At 44.0% G+C, this 15,994-nt stretch carries 12 protein-coding genes and 1 tRNA gene; all 13 read left to right on the top strand.

All coding sequences use genetic code 11. The annotated features are described in order from the left end of the window. The first annotated feature begins 8 nt into the window (after positions 1 to 8). Positions 9 to 536, top strand: a complete 528-nt coding sequence (gene rpsG, locus NSE_RS02785; protein ID WP_011452071.1) for a 30S ribosomal protein S7 — start codon at positions 9 to 11, stop codon at positions 534 to 536. Between the two features lie 8 nt (positions 537 to 544). Further along, positions 545 to 2,623 (top strand): elongation factor G, encoded by a 2,079-nt coding sequence (fusA, locus tag NSE_RS02780; protein ID WP_011452070.1) that lies wholly within the window; start codon positions 545 to 547, stop codon positions 2,621 to 2,623. 30 nt (positions 2,624 to 2,653) lie between these two features. After that, positions 2,654 to 3,946, top strand: coding sequence for an elongation factor Tu (gene tuf / locus NSE_RS02775; protein ID WP_011452069.1), 1,293 nt, complete (start codon positions 2,654 to 2,656; stop codon positions 3,944 to 3,946). Positions 3,947 to 3,951: 5 nt separating this feature from the next. Further along, a tRNA-Trp gene (locus NSE_RS02770) sits at positions 3,952 to 4,024 on the top strand. Positions 4,025 to 4,035: 11 nt separating this feature from the next. Continuing rightward, on the top strand, positions 4,036 to 4,212 hold the full coding sequence (secE, locus tag NSE_RS02765) for a preprotein translocase subunit SecE (protein WP_041917516.1): 177 nt from the start codon (positions 4,036 to 4,038) through the stop codon (positions 4,210 to 4,212). Between the two features lie 13 nt (positions 4,213 to 4,225). Continuing rightward, a complete protein-coding gene (locus NSE_RS02760) occupies positions 4,226 to 4,747 on the top strand; it encodes a transcription termination/antitermination protein NusG (RefSeq protein ID WP_041917515.1) in 522 nt (173 codons plus the stop codon). 28 nt (positions 4,748 to 4,775) lie between these two features. Beyond that, entirely contained in the window at positions 4,776 to 5,198 is a 423-nt protein-coding gene (locus NSE_RS02755; protein ID WP_011452066.1) for a 50S ribosomal protein L11, read from the top strand. A 1-nt stretch (position 5,199) separates the two neighbouring features. After that, the gene (locus NSE_RS02750) at positions 5,200 to 5,829 is read left to right on the top strand and encodes a ribosomal L1 domain-containing protein (RefSeq protein ID WP_011452065.1); all 630 of its coding nucleotides are present in this window, start codon (positions 5,200 to 5,202) and stop codon (positions 5,827 to 5,829) included. Between the two features lie 11 nt (positions 5,830 to 5,840). Next, positions 5,841 to 6,365 carry a 50S ribosomal protein L10 gene (gene rplJ, locus NSE_RS02745; RefSeq protein ID WP_011452064.1) on the top strand — a complete coding sequence of 175 codons (525 nt, stop codon included), beginning with the start codon at positions 5,841 to 5,843 and terminating at the stop codon, positions 6,363 to 6,365. Positions 6,366 to 6,406: 41 nt separating this feature from the next. Continuing rightward, positions 6,407 to 6,820 carry a ribosomal protein L7/L12 gene (locus tag NSE_RS02740; protein WP_011452063.1) on the top strand — a complete coding sequence of 138 codons (414 nt, stop codon included), beginning with the start codon at positions 6,407 to 6,409 and terminating at the stop codon, positions 6,818 to 6,820. A 36-nt stretch (positions 6,821 to 6,856) separates the two neighbouring features. Next, positions 6,857 to 10,933, top strand: a complete 4,077-nt coding sequence (gene rpoB / locus NSE_RS02735) for a DNA-directed RNA polymerase subunit beta (RefSeq protein ID WP_011452062.1) — start codon at positions 6,857 to 6,859, stop codon at positions 10,931 to 10,933. Positions 10,934 to 10,987: 54 nt separating this feature from the next. Beyond that, positions 10,988 to 15,115, top strand: coding sequence for a DNA-directed RNA polymerase subunit beta' (rpoC, locus tag NSE_RS02730; RefSeq protein ID WP_011452061.1), 4,128 nt, complete (start codon positions 10,988 to 10,990; stop codon positions 15,113 to 15,115). A 35-nt stretch (positions 15,116 to 15,150) separates the two neighbouring features. After that, positions 15,151 to 15,975, top strand: coding sequence for a cytochrome c oxidase subunit 3 (locus NSE_RS02725; RefSeq protein WP_011452060.1), 825 nt, complete (start codon positions 15,151 to 15,153; stop codon positions 15,973 to 15,975). The last annotated feature ends 19 nt before the right edge of the window (positions 15,976 to 15,994 follow it).

The raw sequence follows: 15,994 nt of genomic DNA, 5'->3' as shown, positions 1-15,994 counted from the left end.
GAGTTTAGATGTCTAGGCGGAATGTAGCCAAAAAACGTGAGGTCTCTGCGGATAGAAAGTATAACAGCAAGATCGTCGCGAAGTTTATAAATCACGTGATGAAAAAAGGTAAGCGTGCGCTAGCGGAAAAGATAGTCTATGGTGCTATGGAGAAAGCTGAAAAGCAACTTGGTGTTCCAGCGATGGATGTGCTAACGGGTGTGCTGGCGAATATTTCTCCGGCTGTCGAGTTACGTTCCTTCAGAGCTGGGGGTGTGAACTATAGGATCCCAGTTCCAATAAAAGAGGAGAGATCTCGGTTTATTGCATTTGGGTGGTTGCTATCTGAAGCGCGCAAGCGCAAAGGTATGTGTTCAAGAGATAGGATAGCGCTGGAGCTCTTGGAAGCTCATTCTGGTCACGGCGGTGCATTCAGAAAATTTGAGGAGAATGTGAAGGTTGCTGAATCTGGCCGCGCGTTCTCACATTTTAGATTTTTCAATACTGGGGGTGCTAGAAGAAGCAATCCTAGTAACAATATTGGTGGTAATAGGTAGGTGTTTTCGTGTCGGCTTCGTCTGTTGAGTTAGAAAAAATAAGGAATATAGGCATCATGGCTCACATTGATGCTGGTAAAACCACCACGACAGAAAGGATACTCCTTTACACTGGTGTAAATAGGACCGTTGGGGAAGTCCACGAGGGCGCTGCAACGATGGACTGGATGGAGCAGGAGAAAGAACGTGGCATTACTATCACTTCTGCTGCGACCACGTGTTGGTGGAAGGGCGCGAAGATTAATATTATTGATACACCTGGCCACGTTGATTTTACGATCGAGGTTGAGCGTTCGCTCAGGGTCTTAGATGGTGCCGTTGCAGTTTTTGACGGTGTAGCGGGTGTGGAACCTCAGTCTGAAACCGTCTGGAGGCAGGCTGATAAGCACAATGTGCCGCGTCTGTGTTTCGTCAATAAAATGGATAGAATGGGTGCGGATTTCTATCGTTGTGCTGAAATGCTAGTGAGCAAGCTCAGTGCAAATCCGGTAATACTACAACTACCTATCGGTGTGTCCGAGTCCTTTGTTGGGGTTGTAGACCTCGTAAAGATGCAGGCTATCTACTGGCAAGGCGATGATTTCGGCGCAAAATTTGAGTACAGGGAGATTCCTGCAGATTTAGCCGAACAAGCCGCTTTGTATCGGGAAAAATTAATGGAAAAGATTGCCGAGACAGATGATAAATTCATGGATAAGTACTTCGGTGGAGAGGAGATTTCTGAGGAGGAGATAAGGGCTGCAATTCGGGCTGGGACGATTGGTTATCACTTTGTACCTGTTCTTTGTGGCTCTGCGTTTAAAAATAAGGGTGTGCAGCCATTACTTGATGCGGTTGTGGATTATCTTCCCTCTCCGGTTGATACAAAAGATATCATTGGTGAGAATGAAAAGGGTGAGGAAATAAATATAAAGCCGGATCCGAAGGCTCCCTTTGTTGGGCTCGCGTTTAAGGTGATGAACGATCCTTATGTTGGTTCGTTGACATTTGTGAGGATTTATTCGGGCACCCTGAACAGCGGAGACGTAGTGATTAATTCTCATGGAGATAATAAAGAAAGGATCGGGAGAATGCTTCTGATGCATGCTAACTCGCGAGAGGACGTGAAAAGCGAAACAGCCGGCAATATTGTCGCGTTAGCAGGACTTAAAAATACGAGTACTGGTGATACACTTTGTGCTTCTGGGAAGGTACTGACATTAGAGAGGATCTCTGCGCCTGATCCAGTGATTGAGATTGCGGTTGAGCCGAAGTCCACGGCTGAGCAGGAGAAAATGGCGCTGGCTGTAGCTAGGTTATGCGCAGAGGATCCTTCTTTGAAAGTTGCAAGTAACGAGGAAACAGGACAGACCCTACTTAGGGGTATGGGGGAATTGCATTTAGAGATCATTTTGGACAGACTGAAGCGTGAGTTTAATGTCAACGTGAATGTTGGTGATCCTCAAGTTGCTTATAGAGAAACCATCACGCAGTCCTACGAAATAGATTATACCCATAAGAAGCAAACCGGTGGTGCAGGTCAGTTTGCTCGTGTGAAAATGTTGTTTGAACCGTATGATGATGGGGAGTTTCTCTTTGAAAGTAAGATTACTGGGGGTGCTATACCAAAGGAATACATACCTGGTGTTGAAAAAGGTTTGGTTTCTGTAAAGAACAAAGGGCTGTTAGCTAATTATCCAATCATCGGATTTAAAGTAACGCTAATGGATGGAGCTTTCCACGATGTGGATTCTAGTGTGCTTGCATTTGAGATTGCAGCAAGAGATGCGTTTAAGGAAGCGGCTAAAAAGCTAGGGCTTAAGATTATGGAGCCGCTTATGCGTGTTGAAATCGTCACACCTGAGGAGTATACTGGTACGGTTATTGGTGACCTGAATAGCAGAAGAGGAAAAATAGCCGAAATGGAGGCTAAGGGTAATGCACGAGTTATCTCTGGTGTTGTGCCGTTGTCTAGGATGTTCGGTTATGTCAATGATTTGCGTTCGTCTACCCAGGGGCGCGCTAGTTACTCGATGGAGTTCAAAGAATATGCAAAAATGCCCGACCATATAGCTGCTGAGCTGGTTGACAAGCGTGTTGCTAATTAGATGTTGTAAAGATAATAAGGAGAAGTAGAAATGGCTGTTAAACAGAAGCAGGTCTTCGTCAACGATAGACCGCATTTAAATATAGGTACGATAGGGCACGTTGATCATGGAAAGACGACCTTGACTGCTGCGATTACCAAGTTTTGTTCAGAGGAAGGTGGTGGCTATGAGGCTGATTTTAGGGCGTATGATAATATTGATAAGGCCCCAGAAGAGAGGCAGCGTGGTATTACCATTTCCACTGCGCACGTTGAGTATAAGACTCCGGAGCGTCACTATGCACACGTGGACTGTCCGGGACACGCGGATTATATCAAGAATATGATCACGGGTGCTGCACAAATGGACGGTGCTATACTTGTGGTTGCGGGTACAGATGGTGCCATGCAGCAAACAAAGGAGCACATCCTTTTAGCAAAGCAGGTTGGTGTCGGGAGTATAGTTGTTTACATCAACAAGTGTGATTCTTCTGAGCTTGATGAGGAGCTTCTGGAGCTTGTTGAGAGTGATATCAAGGATCTTTTGATATCACATGGATTCGATTTGCCAGAGGATGAGGAAGATGGAAGTAATCCGGCAATCATAAGGGGTTCCGCACTATTGGCGCTTAATGGCGAGGAAAGTGAGCTTGGCAAGGGTTCTATTCGCAAGTTGCTTGCTGCGTGCGATAAGTATATTGCGCTTCCTGAAAGGGCGGTTGATGGTGATTTTCTCATGTCTATTGAGGATGTCTTTTCCATTTCCGGACGTGGAACTGTTGTTACAGGAAAAATTGAGCGGGGCTGTATCAAAGTTGGTGATGGGGTTGAGATTGTTGGTATAAGGGATACACAAAAAACTACCTGTACTGGAGTCGAAATGTTTAACAAGCTTGTTGAACAAGGTGAGGCTGGATTTAATGTTGGTATCCTTCTCCGTGGTTCGAAAAGAGAAGATGTATGTAGGGGACAAGTTCTCTGTAAGCCGGGTTCGATTACTCCTCATAGGAAGTTGAGGGCGAGGATCGTGACTCTTACAAAAGAGGAAGGTGGCAGAAGGACAGGGTTCGTGTCTGGGTATAAGCCGCAGTTTTATTTCCGTACGACAGATGTTACTGGCACGGCGTACTTGCCTGTAGATGGGGCTGAAATTGTCATGCCAGGTGATGATTTGGAGATTTTTGTGGAGCTCTTGAATCCGATTGCGATGGAGAAAGGGTCTAGGTTTGCAATCAGAGAGGGGGGAGTGACAGTAGGCGCTGGTCAAGTGTTGGAGATTATGGATTCTAAGACTGATGCCGAAATAGCAAAGATGTTCAAAATTGTGAGAGCTGTGAAGAATTGAGTCTTAGGAGCGTAGCTCAATTGGTAGAGTTTCGGTCTCCAAAACCGATGGTTGTAGGTTCGAGTCCTATCGCTCCTGTTCTTATGTGTATGTTTTGGATAAGTTTTTTTCGCAGCGTCTTCGCGGAGTTTAGAGGTATAACTTGGCCTTCTAGGAGGGAGGTTGTCTCTTTTTCCCTTTTTGCGCTTTCCATTACGTCGATTTTTGCACTGCTTTTTGCATTTGTGGATTATGTTATCTTTTTGATGATCCGGTTTTTTTACTAAACTTTTGGCTTGTATGAGTAGTAGTTCCGATCATACTTGGTGTGTTCTGCGTGTAAGGTCCGGCAGTGAATCGAAGGTGTGCGACCTTATCAAAAGTCGCTGCAGTGATGAGGTTGTTGATCTCTTCTCGCCGGCTCTTGTAAAGTTTGATGCTTCTGCTTCCAAGAGGTTTCTTCCAGGTTATGTGTTTGTTAAAGTTGTTCCGGGTTCAGCTTTTCTGAGCGAGATCTCCGTAATGCGCAGTTTGTATGGCATTCCTTGTAGATTTCTCAATCAGGCCGGCTCTCCGAAGTTTTTGTCAGATAAAGATATCGACGAAATGAGAAATTTTATGCTTTCTCCTGAGGTTACACCAGAATCTGGGAAAATATCGGTTGGTTCGCGTGTTGCTATTCTCTGCGAATACTTTGAGGCGTGTGTGGGCGAGGTTGATGAGATCGATGAAAGAACATCGAAGGCTAAAGTAAAGATAGTGTTTTGTGGCCAGGATGTGGTAGTGTCTTTCAATCTGGATCAGCTAAAATTGGTTGAATAGTGTTGTTCTTTGTGTTTGGTCTTACTATATGAAGAAAGTTGTTGCTAGGTTAAAGTTACGTGTTCCAGCGGGTAAGGCTTCTCCGACCCCTGCTATAGCTTCGTCGCTTGGACCAAAAGGGGTCAATCTTATGAAGTTCTGTCAGGCATGTAATGAGTTGACTGGTGCGCTCGCAGGTAACATAAGGGTAAGGGTTCTTGTATATCAGGATAAAACTTTTGATGTTGTCGTGAGGGGTAAAAATTCTACGGATGTTATAAAATCTTTCTTGCAGTTTAGTAAAGGTTCTGCTGCTCCAGGAAAAAGTTTTGTGGCTTCGGTTGGGCAAAGTAAGATATCTGAGATTGCAAGGGAATTGATTGGTTGCATGAACACTAGGAATTTTGATGCTGCTGTTCGGATGGTTACGGGAAAAGTGGCCTCGATGGGCATAAAAGTGTCAGGAGATTAGAATGAGAGAGATAGTAAGTGCAGATGATGCTCTAAGAAAGTTGCTTGAAAAAGCGTGCAAGTTTAATGAGTCAGTTGACGTTGCGGTTCACTTTTTTTCAAAAGATTCTGTTAAAATAGGTTGCGTTTTTAAGTATCCTTTTTATTTTGGGCGTGTTCTTGTCTTTTGTGGTGAACCGCAGATGGCTCAAGTGATTGATGAGAACGTGACGTACGGTGGCGAAGAGCTTATAGAGAGGATTAAGGCCAAGAAGAATTTTGTTAAGGGGTATAAGTATTCTTTAGCTAGTCCTCCGATGATGTCAAAATTAAGTAAGATAGCTCGAATTCTGGGTCCGCGTGGTTTGATGCCGGACAGTAAGTATGGTTTAGTAACGCACGATATTGCTGCTGCGGTTACTGCGATATTAGGGGGCAAAGCACTCTTTAAAACCAACAAGGCGGGTGTTATGCACTCTAAAATTGGAAATTTGGGTATGGGCTTCGACAAGCTCAGGGAGAATTTTCAGATTTTTTGTGAATCTGTCTTTGCGACTCGGCCTAAGAATGTTAGCTTGCAGAGTTATGTGCGTAGCATTAGTGTGAGTAGTACCATGGGAGATGGGTGCTTTGTAGATTTTCTAGCATTATAGTGGGATTTGTTATGAACGAGAGAAAAGCGGCTTTTTTGGCGAAGCTTGAGATGATACTTGAGCAGAAGGTTGTACTTGTCGTGAAAGTTTCCTCGCTTAGTGCTCAGGAAGTGTTTAGTGTCCGTGAAAGGTTGTGGGATTTTGGGGGTAACTTCAATTTTGTAAAGAATTCGCTCGCTAGAATTGCTGTTGAAAATTCGAGTTTGTCCTTTCTGTCTGAGTACTTTTCTAAGAGTGTTGCTTTTGTCCACTGTAGTCAGAATGTTCCGGAGTTCCTACGTTGTATCCTTAAGTTTTCCGGTGAGTATGGGAAAGATAGATTGGAAATTCTTGGTGGCAAGTATGATAAGGTCGTCTTTGGGCGTCGGTTGATGGATGAGTTTTCTAAACTGCCTAACGAAACGCACGTGTACTTGTCGCTCATCAATGCTATAAATGCTGTTCCTATTGCACTAGTGAACTCTCTTGATGGTCCCGCAAGGCTTTTGGCAGGTTATTTTGATTCCTATGTGAAAAGTGCTAATGTTAATTGCTGATTAAAAAGTTGTTGTCCTTACCTGTTTTTTTGGAGGTTTTTGTGTCTAAAGTTGAGTGTTCTGAAATTGCTCAAAAGATTTTATCTTTGAGCCTTGTTGAAGCAGCTGAGCTCGCTGCTGAGTTGAAAAAGGTTTTAAACTTGCCTGATGTTGCTATGGCTCCTGCTGCTGTGGCTGCTGCACCTGCAACATCTGAGTCCGTTGAAAAGAAGGGTGAGGCGTCCAAGTTTACCTTGATCTTGAAGAGTTACGGTGAGAAGAAGACAAACGCCATCAAAGCATTGAAGACGATCTTTAAGCAGGAGTTAGGTCAAGATATGGGTTTAAAGGAGCTTAAAGATAAAGTTGAAGCTGTCCCTGTGGATGTTCTTTCCGGTCTCACAAAAGAAAAGGCTGATGCATATGCAAAGATCTTAAAGGAAGCTGAATGTGAGCCTGAATTGAAAGGAGAATAACTCTTCTGCGTAGATCGTTTTCTTGTTTCTTCTCTTATGTCTGAATTTCACAGGTTATACTTCGATGAGCTGCTTTTTGACTTTCCTGATCTGGTGAAAGTCCAAAAGGATTCTTATGCTTCGTTTGTAGGTGGAGGTGATACTGTATTTTCAATCAGCGATATTTTTGCATCCGTTTTTCCGGTGAATGATGGATATGGTAGGGCTTCCCTTGAGTTTGTGAGCTGCAGGATGGGTGAGCCTAAGCATGACGAATATGGCTGTGTTGAAAGAGGTATTACGTACTCGGCGCCGCTCAGGGCAATACTTAGGCTAGTTGTTTTTGGTGATGAGACATCTGGCGAAGGTAGTGAGGGGGTGTCAACTGAACCAGCGGTAAAGGATGTACGAGAACAGGAGATATACATGGGTGACATACCCATTATGTCTAAGAACGGGACGTTCATAATAAATGGTGTGGAAAGGGTTGTCGTATCTCAGATGCATCGTGCACCTGGGGTGTTTTTCGATAATGACAAAGCTAGGTCAATCTCCGGCAAGCTCAATTATATTGCGCGTATCATACCTTATAGGGGTTCTTGGTTGGACTTTGAGTTTGATGCTAAGGACGTATTGTATTTTCGAATAGATAAAAAGAGAAAACTTCCAGTCACTTTTTTGCTTAGGGCTCTGGGGTTGTCGAATAAGGATATTTTTGCTCAGTTTTGTGAGGTCTCGGAGTGTCGCTTAACGAAAGATGGTAAGTGGACTGTTTGCTTTGTTCCGGAAAAGTTTAAGGGGGTTCGTCTTCAGTATGATCTTATCAATGCGGAGACAGGTGAGTTAGTTTTGGCAAAGGGCAACAGGATTTCCATAGTATTGGCGCGAAATCTATATGCGAAAGGGTTACGTTATTGCTACATGGACTTAGAAGTCATGAAGGACATGTACCTTGCTGATGATCTTGTCTCGACTAAAGGAGAAGTTCTTCTTCCACATGGTACGAAGTTGACCAAGGAGCATGTTGCAAAGTTGGAATTTCTTGATGTGGATTCTATTAAGTTGGTTGAACTGAAGGGTAATTATGTATTCAGTACTGTTTTGCAGTACGATTGCTCTTATGAAGAAGCAATGCTCTCGATATATAGAGTTGTTCGGCCAGGTGAGATTCCTTCTGTTGAGTCTGCAGAGAAGCTGTTTGAGTCGCTCTTTTTTTCTCCTGAGAGGTACGATCTCCTGAACGTCGGTAGGATCAGGCTAAATGCCAAGTTTAATCTAAGTCATGATGAGAGTCTGACTGTTTTGACTAAGGAGGACATTTTTTGCACGGTAAAGGAGTTGGCCCTTTTACAAAGAGAAGTTGGGGACGTCGATGACATAGATCATCTTGGCAATAGGCGGGTTAGGTCTGTTGGGGAGTTTATGGATAATCAGTTCCGCATCGGGCTTGTGAGGATGGCCAAGGTTATTGTCGAAAATATGGCGACTGCCGACTTTGATACGGTGATGCCGTGTGAAATGATAAATTCTAAGATTCTTGGGGCTGTCATTCGTGAATTTTTCATGTCTTCGGCACTTTCGCAGTTTATGGATCAGACTAACCCACTCTCGGAAATTACGCATAAACGCCGTATATCAGCTTTAGGTCCTGGGGGATTGAATAGAGGTAGGGCGGGATTCGAGGTGCGAGATGTGCATACCACGCATTACGGTAGGATCTGTGCAACGGAGACCCCGGAAGGTGCGACTATTGGGCTGATAAATAGTCTTGCTATATATGCAAAGATTAATAAGTATGGCTTTATAGAGACCCCCTACCGCTATGTGCGTGATGGCCGTGTTACCGACGAAGTCACATATCTTTCTGCGATCGATGAAATAAAGGCAAATATTTGTCAAGCTAGTGTTCGTGTCGATGAAGAAGGCTATATAGTCGACGATTTGGTGTACTGTCGTAGGAATTATGAGAATGTTTTTATTCCGCGTAGTGAGGTTCAGTTTGCGGATGTATCGGCTAAGCAAATAGTCTCGGTTGCTGCCTCTTTAATTCCTTTTCTGGAAAATGATGATGCAAATAGAGCTCTCATGGGTTCCAACATGCAAAGACAAGCTGTACCACTTATCATGCCTGAGGCACCATTGGTTGGGACTGGGATGGAAGGCTATGTAGCGCGTGGTTCTGGTGCCGTAATAGTTGCCAAACGTGCAGGTGTTGTGCAGTATATAGATGCCAGGAATATCGTTGTTGCGTCGGAGTCGAAGGACGATTTCTGGATTGATTCTTATACGTTGTGTAAATTCAGAAAGTCGAATCACAATACATGTATACATCAGCGTTGTGTTGTCCATCAGGGACAGCGTGTTAAAAAAGGTGATATTCTTGCTGATGGACCAGCGATTCAAAAGGGTGAACTAGCTCTTGGAAGGAATTTGGTGGTGGCTTTTCTCTCGTGGCGTGGCTACAACTTTGAGGATTCCGTTGTCATTTCAAGTAATGTTGTCCGTGATGATCTTTTCACTTCAGTGCATTTAGAAGGTTTTGAATGTGTTGTTCGCGATACAAGGTTAGGTCCTGAGGAAATAACAAGGGATGTTTCTGGTGTGGCAGAAGAGTTTTTACACTGTCTTGATGAGTTTGGCATAGCATGTGTTGGGGCAAACGTCGAGGCTGGAGATGTTCTGGTAGGAAAGGTGACGCCTAAAAGTAGTTCACCTGTGACACCCGAAGAAAAGTTGCTTCGTGCTATATTTGGAGAGAAAGCGATTGATGTGAAAGATTCGTCTCTGTACTTACCACCTGGTGTATCTGGTTGTGTAGTGGATGTAAAAGTACTGCAGCGTCGGGGTATAGAAAAGGTTGGTAGGGCATTGTTAATAGAGAAACAGGCGATCGATGCCGAAAAAACGAGGCGTGACCATGAGCTTGCGGTGTTGACGAACTATATTTACTCGCTCCTGAAGGAGATGCTGGTTGGTAAGGTTGCTCTTAGTACTTTAGCACCAATCTCAAAGGGTGATTTGATTACAGAAGAGGCTCTTGAAAAGATAGATAGGGAGAATTGGTGGAAGATTAGTGTTGATGGAATCTCTTCGATAAAGCTTTTGAGGCAAAGGTTTGTTGATCGCTTTGACGAAATTAACAAGACCTATGAGGAGAATTTCGAAAAAATTCGAGGTGATGATGATTTGGCGCAGGGTGTCCTGATGGTGGTAAAGGTTTTTGTCGCTGTGAAGCATACCCTTCAACCAGGTGATAAGATGTCTGGTAGGCATGGAAATAAGGGTGTTATTTCCAGGATAGTCCCAGCTGAGGATATGCCTTACTTAGCTGATGGTACGCCTGTGGATATCATACTTAACCCTTTGGGTGTGCCTTCAAGAATGAATGTGGGTCAAATTCTCGAGACACATCTTGGTTGGGCTGCATACAATTTGGGTAAGAAAATCTCGAAATTGCTTGATGAAGGTAACTACTCTGAGGTGAAGTCATTGGTTCTTGAGATTTACAAGAACGATAGGAAAATGATGGCAAGACTTAATGAGATGACGGATGCTGAAATAGTCGAGTATTCGCGTTCTTTGAGAGGCGGAGTTCCTGTTGCGGCTTCGGTTTTTGAAGGTCCTAAAACAGACGAGATAGAAAGGCTGTTAGTTCTCGCAGGAAAAGATCCTTCGGGTCAGGAAGTCTTGTATGATGGTGTAACTGGAGAGAAGTTTGATAGGAAGGTCACTGTTGGGTGTAAGTATATGCTGAAGTTACATCACTTAGTGAATGATAAGATTCATGCGCGTTCTATCGGTTCCTACAGTTTGATAACGCAGCAACCACTCGGAGGAAAATCACATTTTGGTGGACAGCGTTTTGGTGAGATGGAATGCTGGGCGTTGCAAGCTTATGGTGCAACATTTGCATTACAGGAGATGCTTACTATCAAATCTGACGATGTGGTAGGTCGCGTCAATGTATATGATTCGATAGTGCGTGGTGATAATGATTTTTATTATGGTGTTCCCGAGTCCTTTAATGTAATGATGAATGAGTTAAGGGCCTTATGTTTGAACGTGGAGTTTTGTTCCGATTTGGAAAAAAAGAAAGATTTTGGTGATCTTGCATTAGCAGCATCGGGACAATAGGTGGTTAAAAAGAATATTTGCTTTCGGTTTCTATAGGGGTGGTCCTTTTTGTTTATGGGAGATTTTAGGAGTTTTCGCCAGAATGGGGGCAGCTCGGTTGATTTTGATGGTATCAAGATTTCCCTTGCGAGTGCTGATAAGATACGGTCTCTTTCTTATGGGGAGGTCACTAAGCCCGAGACTATCAATTACAGGACATTCAAGCCAGAAAAAAATGGTCTTTTCTGCGCAAAAATTTTTGGTCCTACAAAGAGTTACGAGTGTCTTTGTGGGAAATATAAAAAGATTAAGTACAGTGGGGTAATTTGCGAGAGGTGTGGTGTAGAGGTTACTTCCTCAAGAGTACGCCGTGAGCGTATGGGGCATATAGAGCTGGCTAGTCCTGTTGCACATATATGGTTTTTAAAATCTCTTCCATCGAAGATTTGCATTTTGCTGGACTTGACGCTTAAAAATGTGGAGAAAGTGCTCTACTTTGAGTTGTATATAGTAATCGATCCGGGTGTTACTACATTTACTAAAAACGAGCTCATCACTGATGAAGCCTATATGAATGCAGTTCGTGAATACGGTCCCGACTCGTTTACTGCGATGATAGGTGCCGAGGCTATTAGACATATGCTTGCTTCACTGGATCTGGAAAAGATGGCAGTGAAATTACGCTCTCAGGCAGCTGCAACGAATTCTGAAGTAAAGAAAAAAAAGATCATTAAGACGCTCCGTCTAGTAGAACAATTTCTTGGATCAGACAGTAGGCCGGTTGATATGATTTTAGATGTCATACCAGTAATGCCACCTGATCTTAGGCCGCTTGTTATGTTGGATGGTGGAAGGTTTGCGACCTCTGATTTGAATGCGTTGTACAGATCAGTGATCAACCGGAACAATAGATTGAAGAGTCTGATCTATCTGAAAGCGCCCAATATTATCATAAATAACGAAAGACGGATGTTACAGGAAGCTGTAGATGCACTTTTCGATAATGGGCGTCGTGCAAAAGTTATTAAGGGTAGTAACAAGCGACCTTACAAATCCATTAGTGATATGCTTAAGGGGAAACAAGGTAGGTTCCGGCAGAATCTCCTTGGCAAACGCGTAGACTATTCTGGGAGATCCGTGATAGTTGTTGGTCCGGCCCTAGAGCTTCATCAGTGTGGGCTGCCTAAAAAAATTGCGCTGGAGTTGTTCAAACCTTTCATATATTCCAAACTGGAACTTTATGGAATTGCTCCGACGATCAAGACTGCTCGGAGGATGGTACAAAATGAACAGCCAGAAGTCTGGGATGTACTTGCTAAGGTTATTCATCAGCACCCTGTTTTCTTGAATAGAGCACCTACCCTTCATAGGCTGAGTGTCCAAGCGTTCGAGCCAGTTCTTATTGAAGGTAAAGCAATACAATTGCATCCGTTAGTTTGCACTGCATTCAACGCTGATTTTGACGGTGATCAGATGTCTGTGCACGTTCCTTTGTCTATTGAGGCACAAGTTGAAGCTAGGTTGCTTGTTATGTCGACGAATAATGTCCTCAATCCAGCCAATTCACGCCCGATTATTGTCCCATCTAAGGACATAGTTTTAGGCGTGTATTATCTTAGCCTCGAGGAGAAAGGGGGCGTTGTCCATCCGGTGACTTTTTGTGCTACATGGGAGGCTGAGCATGCTTTCGCAAATGGTGATATTGGGCTTCATACTAAGATCAGATGCGGAATTGAGCTAGAAGATGGGGTAAAAGTTTATACAACGACTTTTGGTAGATTACAGTTGCTCAAAATTCTTCCAAAGGGTGTGCCGTTTGAAAGTATAAACATGGTGCTTACGGTTAGAGATATAAGCAATCTTGTTGATTTGGTATATAAGACTTGCGGTCATGGTAAAACTGTTGAGTTTGCAGATGGCATCATGGAATTGGGTTTTAGGTATGCGACGCTCTCGGGTATTTCCTTTGGGAAAGATGATATGGTTGTACCTCCAACAAAATCGGAGCATGTGAGAAGAGCAAACGAAGAGGTTAAGGAGTACGAATTTCAGTATCAAGAGGGTTTGATCACCAAACACGAAAAATACAATAAGGTTGTTGATGCGTGGCAGAAATGTACGGACCTTGTCGCAAAAGACATGATGGATGGAATTTCTGGGTATGAAAGCGTTGCGGAGATGAATTCCATCTTTATGATGGCACAATCTGGTGCTAGGGGTTCCGCCGCGCAGATAAAGCAGCTTGCTGGAATGCGGGGGCTGATGGCGAAGCCATCCGGTGAGATTATCCCGAATCCAATCATATCAAATTTAAGGGAAGGACAGGGCGTTTTAGAGTACTTTAACTCTACGCATGGCGCACGTAAGGGACTTGCAGATACAGCATTAAAAACTGCGAACTCTGGTTATCTGACTCGTAGGCTAGTTGATGTAGCACAGGATTCTATTATCGTTGAAGAGGATTGCGGCTCCTCCAATGGGTTAGTGGTTCGCGCCACCGTTGAGGGTGGTGTGGTGATTATACCGCTCAGTGATAGTATATTTAGTAGAGTTTCTGCGACTGATATTATAGACCCATCGGATGGTTCCGTGATAGTGCGTGCAGGAGAGATGTTCGATGATAAGTCCATTGAAAGAATAGAGTCGCTTGGTATAGATTCGGTTCGGATTCGTTCGGTTCTCACATGCAAAAGTAAACACGGTATATGTCGCAAGTGCTATGGTGCGGATCTTTCAAATAGGAAGTTGGTTGCCCTTGGTGAAGCAGTAGGTGTAATTGCTGCCCAGTCGGTGGGTGAACCTGGCACACAGCTCACAATGAGGACATTCCACGTTGGTGGTGCAGCGACGCGCAGAGTGGAAAACTCGAGTATGGTTGCGTTTTGTGGGGGTAAGGTTAAGTTTACGAACGCGAACTTGATTACGGACCGTGATGGCAACTATGTTGTCTTGAGTAGGTCGTTTGAGATCTTGCTTGTTGATTCTCTTGGTATAGAGCACTTTCAAGGTAGGGTGCAGTATGGTGGGACCGTATATGTCAAAGAGGGTGAAGTTGTTCCAATTGGGAAGAAGTTAGCAGACTGGGATTTGTACACTGTACCTATAGTAGCAGAGGCGTCTGGCACGGTATCTTATGCGGATATGATAGAAGGTGTCTCGTACAATGAGGTTCATGATGAAAGTACCGGCATTCTAAATAGAATGGTTGTTGATTGGCGTCAAGCAGAGTCCTCTTCGGGGTTGCGTCCACGTGTTGAGATACTCGATGAGAGTGGTTCAGTTGCAAAGTGTCAGTACTCTAAAGATGCGGTTTATCTACTGCCGCTTGGAGCGATACTCAATGTGTCGAACGGCGATGTTGTTAAAGCTGGGGATGTGATTGCGAAGATCACGAAAGAGTCAACAACTACCCGTGATATTACTGGTGGTCTGCCTCGCGTGATCGAGCTGTTTGAAGCAAGGAAAGCTAAAGTTAACGCAGTGATTAGTGAAATTGATGGCTACGTTGAATTCGCAAAGGATTACTATAAATCAAAAAGAAAAGTTATTGTCAGGTCGCGTGAAGATAAGGAACGGATTTATGAGTACCTTGTACCAAAAGGTAGACATTTGATTGTTAGTGAGGGGGATTTTATTAGAAGGGGTGAGCCCCTTATGGATGGTGATCCAGATTTGCACGAGATTCTCAGGGTGCTTGGTTTGGAGGCCCTTGCGGAGTATATGATTAGCGAGATACAACGCGTCTACAGGTTGCAGGGGGTTAAAATCAATAATAAACACATAGAAGTTATAATTCGTAAGATGCTGCAAAAAGTTGAGATCACTGATGCTGGTGATACAACTTTCCTTATTGGGGAGCAGATTGATAAGTCTCGTGTAGAGCGGATCAATGAGGTTATGGCGTCACAGGGGTTGAGATGCTGTTCTTATGTACCGGTCCTGTTAGGTATTACAAGGGCAAGTTTGCAGACAGAGTCGTTTATTTCAGCAGCCTCATTCCAGGAAACTACTAAGGTGTTAACTGAGGCTGCGGTTGCCGGTAAGGTTGACAGACTAAGAGGTCTGAAAGAGAATATTATAGCAGGCAGGTTGTTACCTGTTGGCGCTGGGTATTTTATCGATAAATTAAAGCGCGAGTTTACTGGCGAACGGCAAGGTAAACAAGTGTCTGTTGGCGTAGGTGGTGATTTGACCTCCACCTAGTGAGCTGTTTATTGTTTTTCGAGGTGTAGTTGAATATGAGTAAAGGTGCTTTCCATGTTTTGAGTCCTAGTCCTTGGCCTATTTTTACAGCTGCTTCTTCTTTTGGGATGCTTGCATCGGCTGCGTTTTTCATGCATTCGTTCCCCTATAGCCAATTTGCGCTTTTTTCTTGCACGGTGCTCCTTTTGGCTTGTATGTTTTATTGGTGGCGTGATGTTATAGCTGAAGGTGTCACAGGTAAAGCGCATACCTCCGTTGTTCGGAGAGGATTGAGGATAGGAATGGTGTTGTTCCTCTTTACGGAGGTGATGTTCTTTTTTACGTTTTTCTGGTCGATATTCAAGGCTTGGCTTGACCCAGCGTATGTTATGGATGGTCCGTGGCCGGGAGTCAGATTAACTTGGCCTCCCGAAGGTATAGTAGCTGTTAATCCATGGAATTTACCACTTCTCAACACGATGGTTCTTCTTCTCTCAGGTGCTTCTATGACGTGGGCGCATCATTCTGTACTTAAGGGTGATAACGATGGTGTGGTCAAAGGGCTCTTGTACACTGTGGTGCTTGGTTTGATTTTTACTTGCCTGCAGGGCTACGAGTATTACCATTCTGCTTTTGCCCTTGCTGAGGAAGGTTATAAGGCGATTTACTCATCTAACTTCTATATAGCTACCGGTTTTCATGGTCTTCATGTGATTATTGGTACGATCTTCCTTGCAGTTTGCTACTTTCGTGCTAGAGATGGGCAGTTCACTGCTCAGAATCATTTAGGGCTCGAGTTTGCTGCTTGGTATTGGCACTTTGTTGACGTAGTCTGGCTTTTTCTCTTTGTCTTTTTGTACTGGCTGAGTGTCGCTTTTTAGTCTGCACTGATGGATCAGG

Source organism: Neorickettsia sennetsu str. Miyayama (genome assembly GCF_000013165.1).
GTDB lineage: Bacteria > Pseudomonadota > Alphaproteobacteria > Rickettsiales > Anaplasmataceae > Neorickettsia > Neorickettsia sennetsu.
This window is presented reverse-complemented; position numbering and strand designations above follow the sequence as displayed.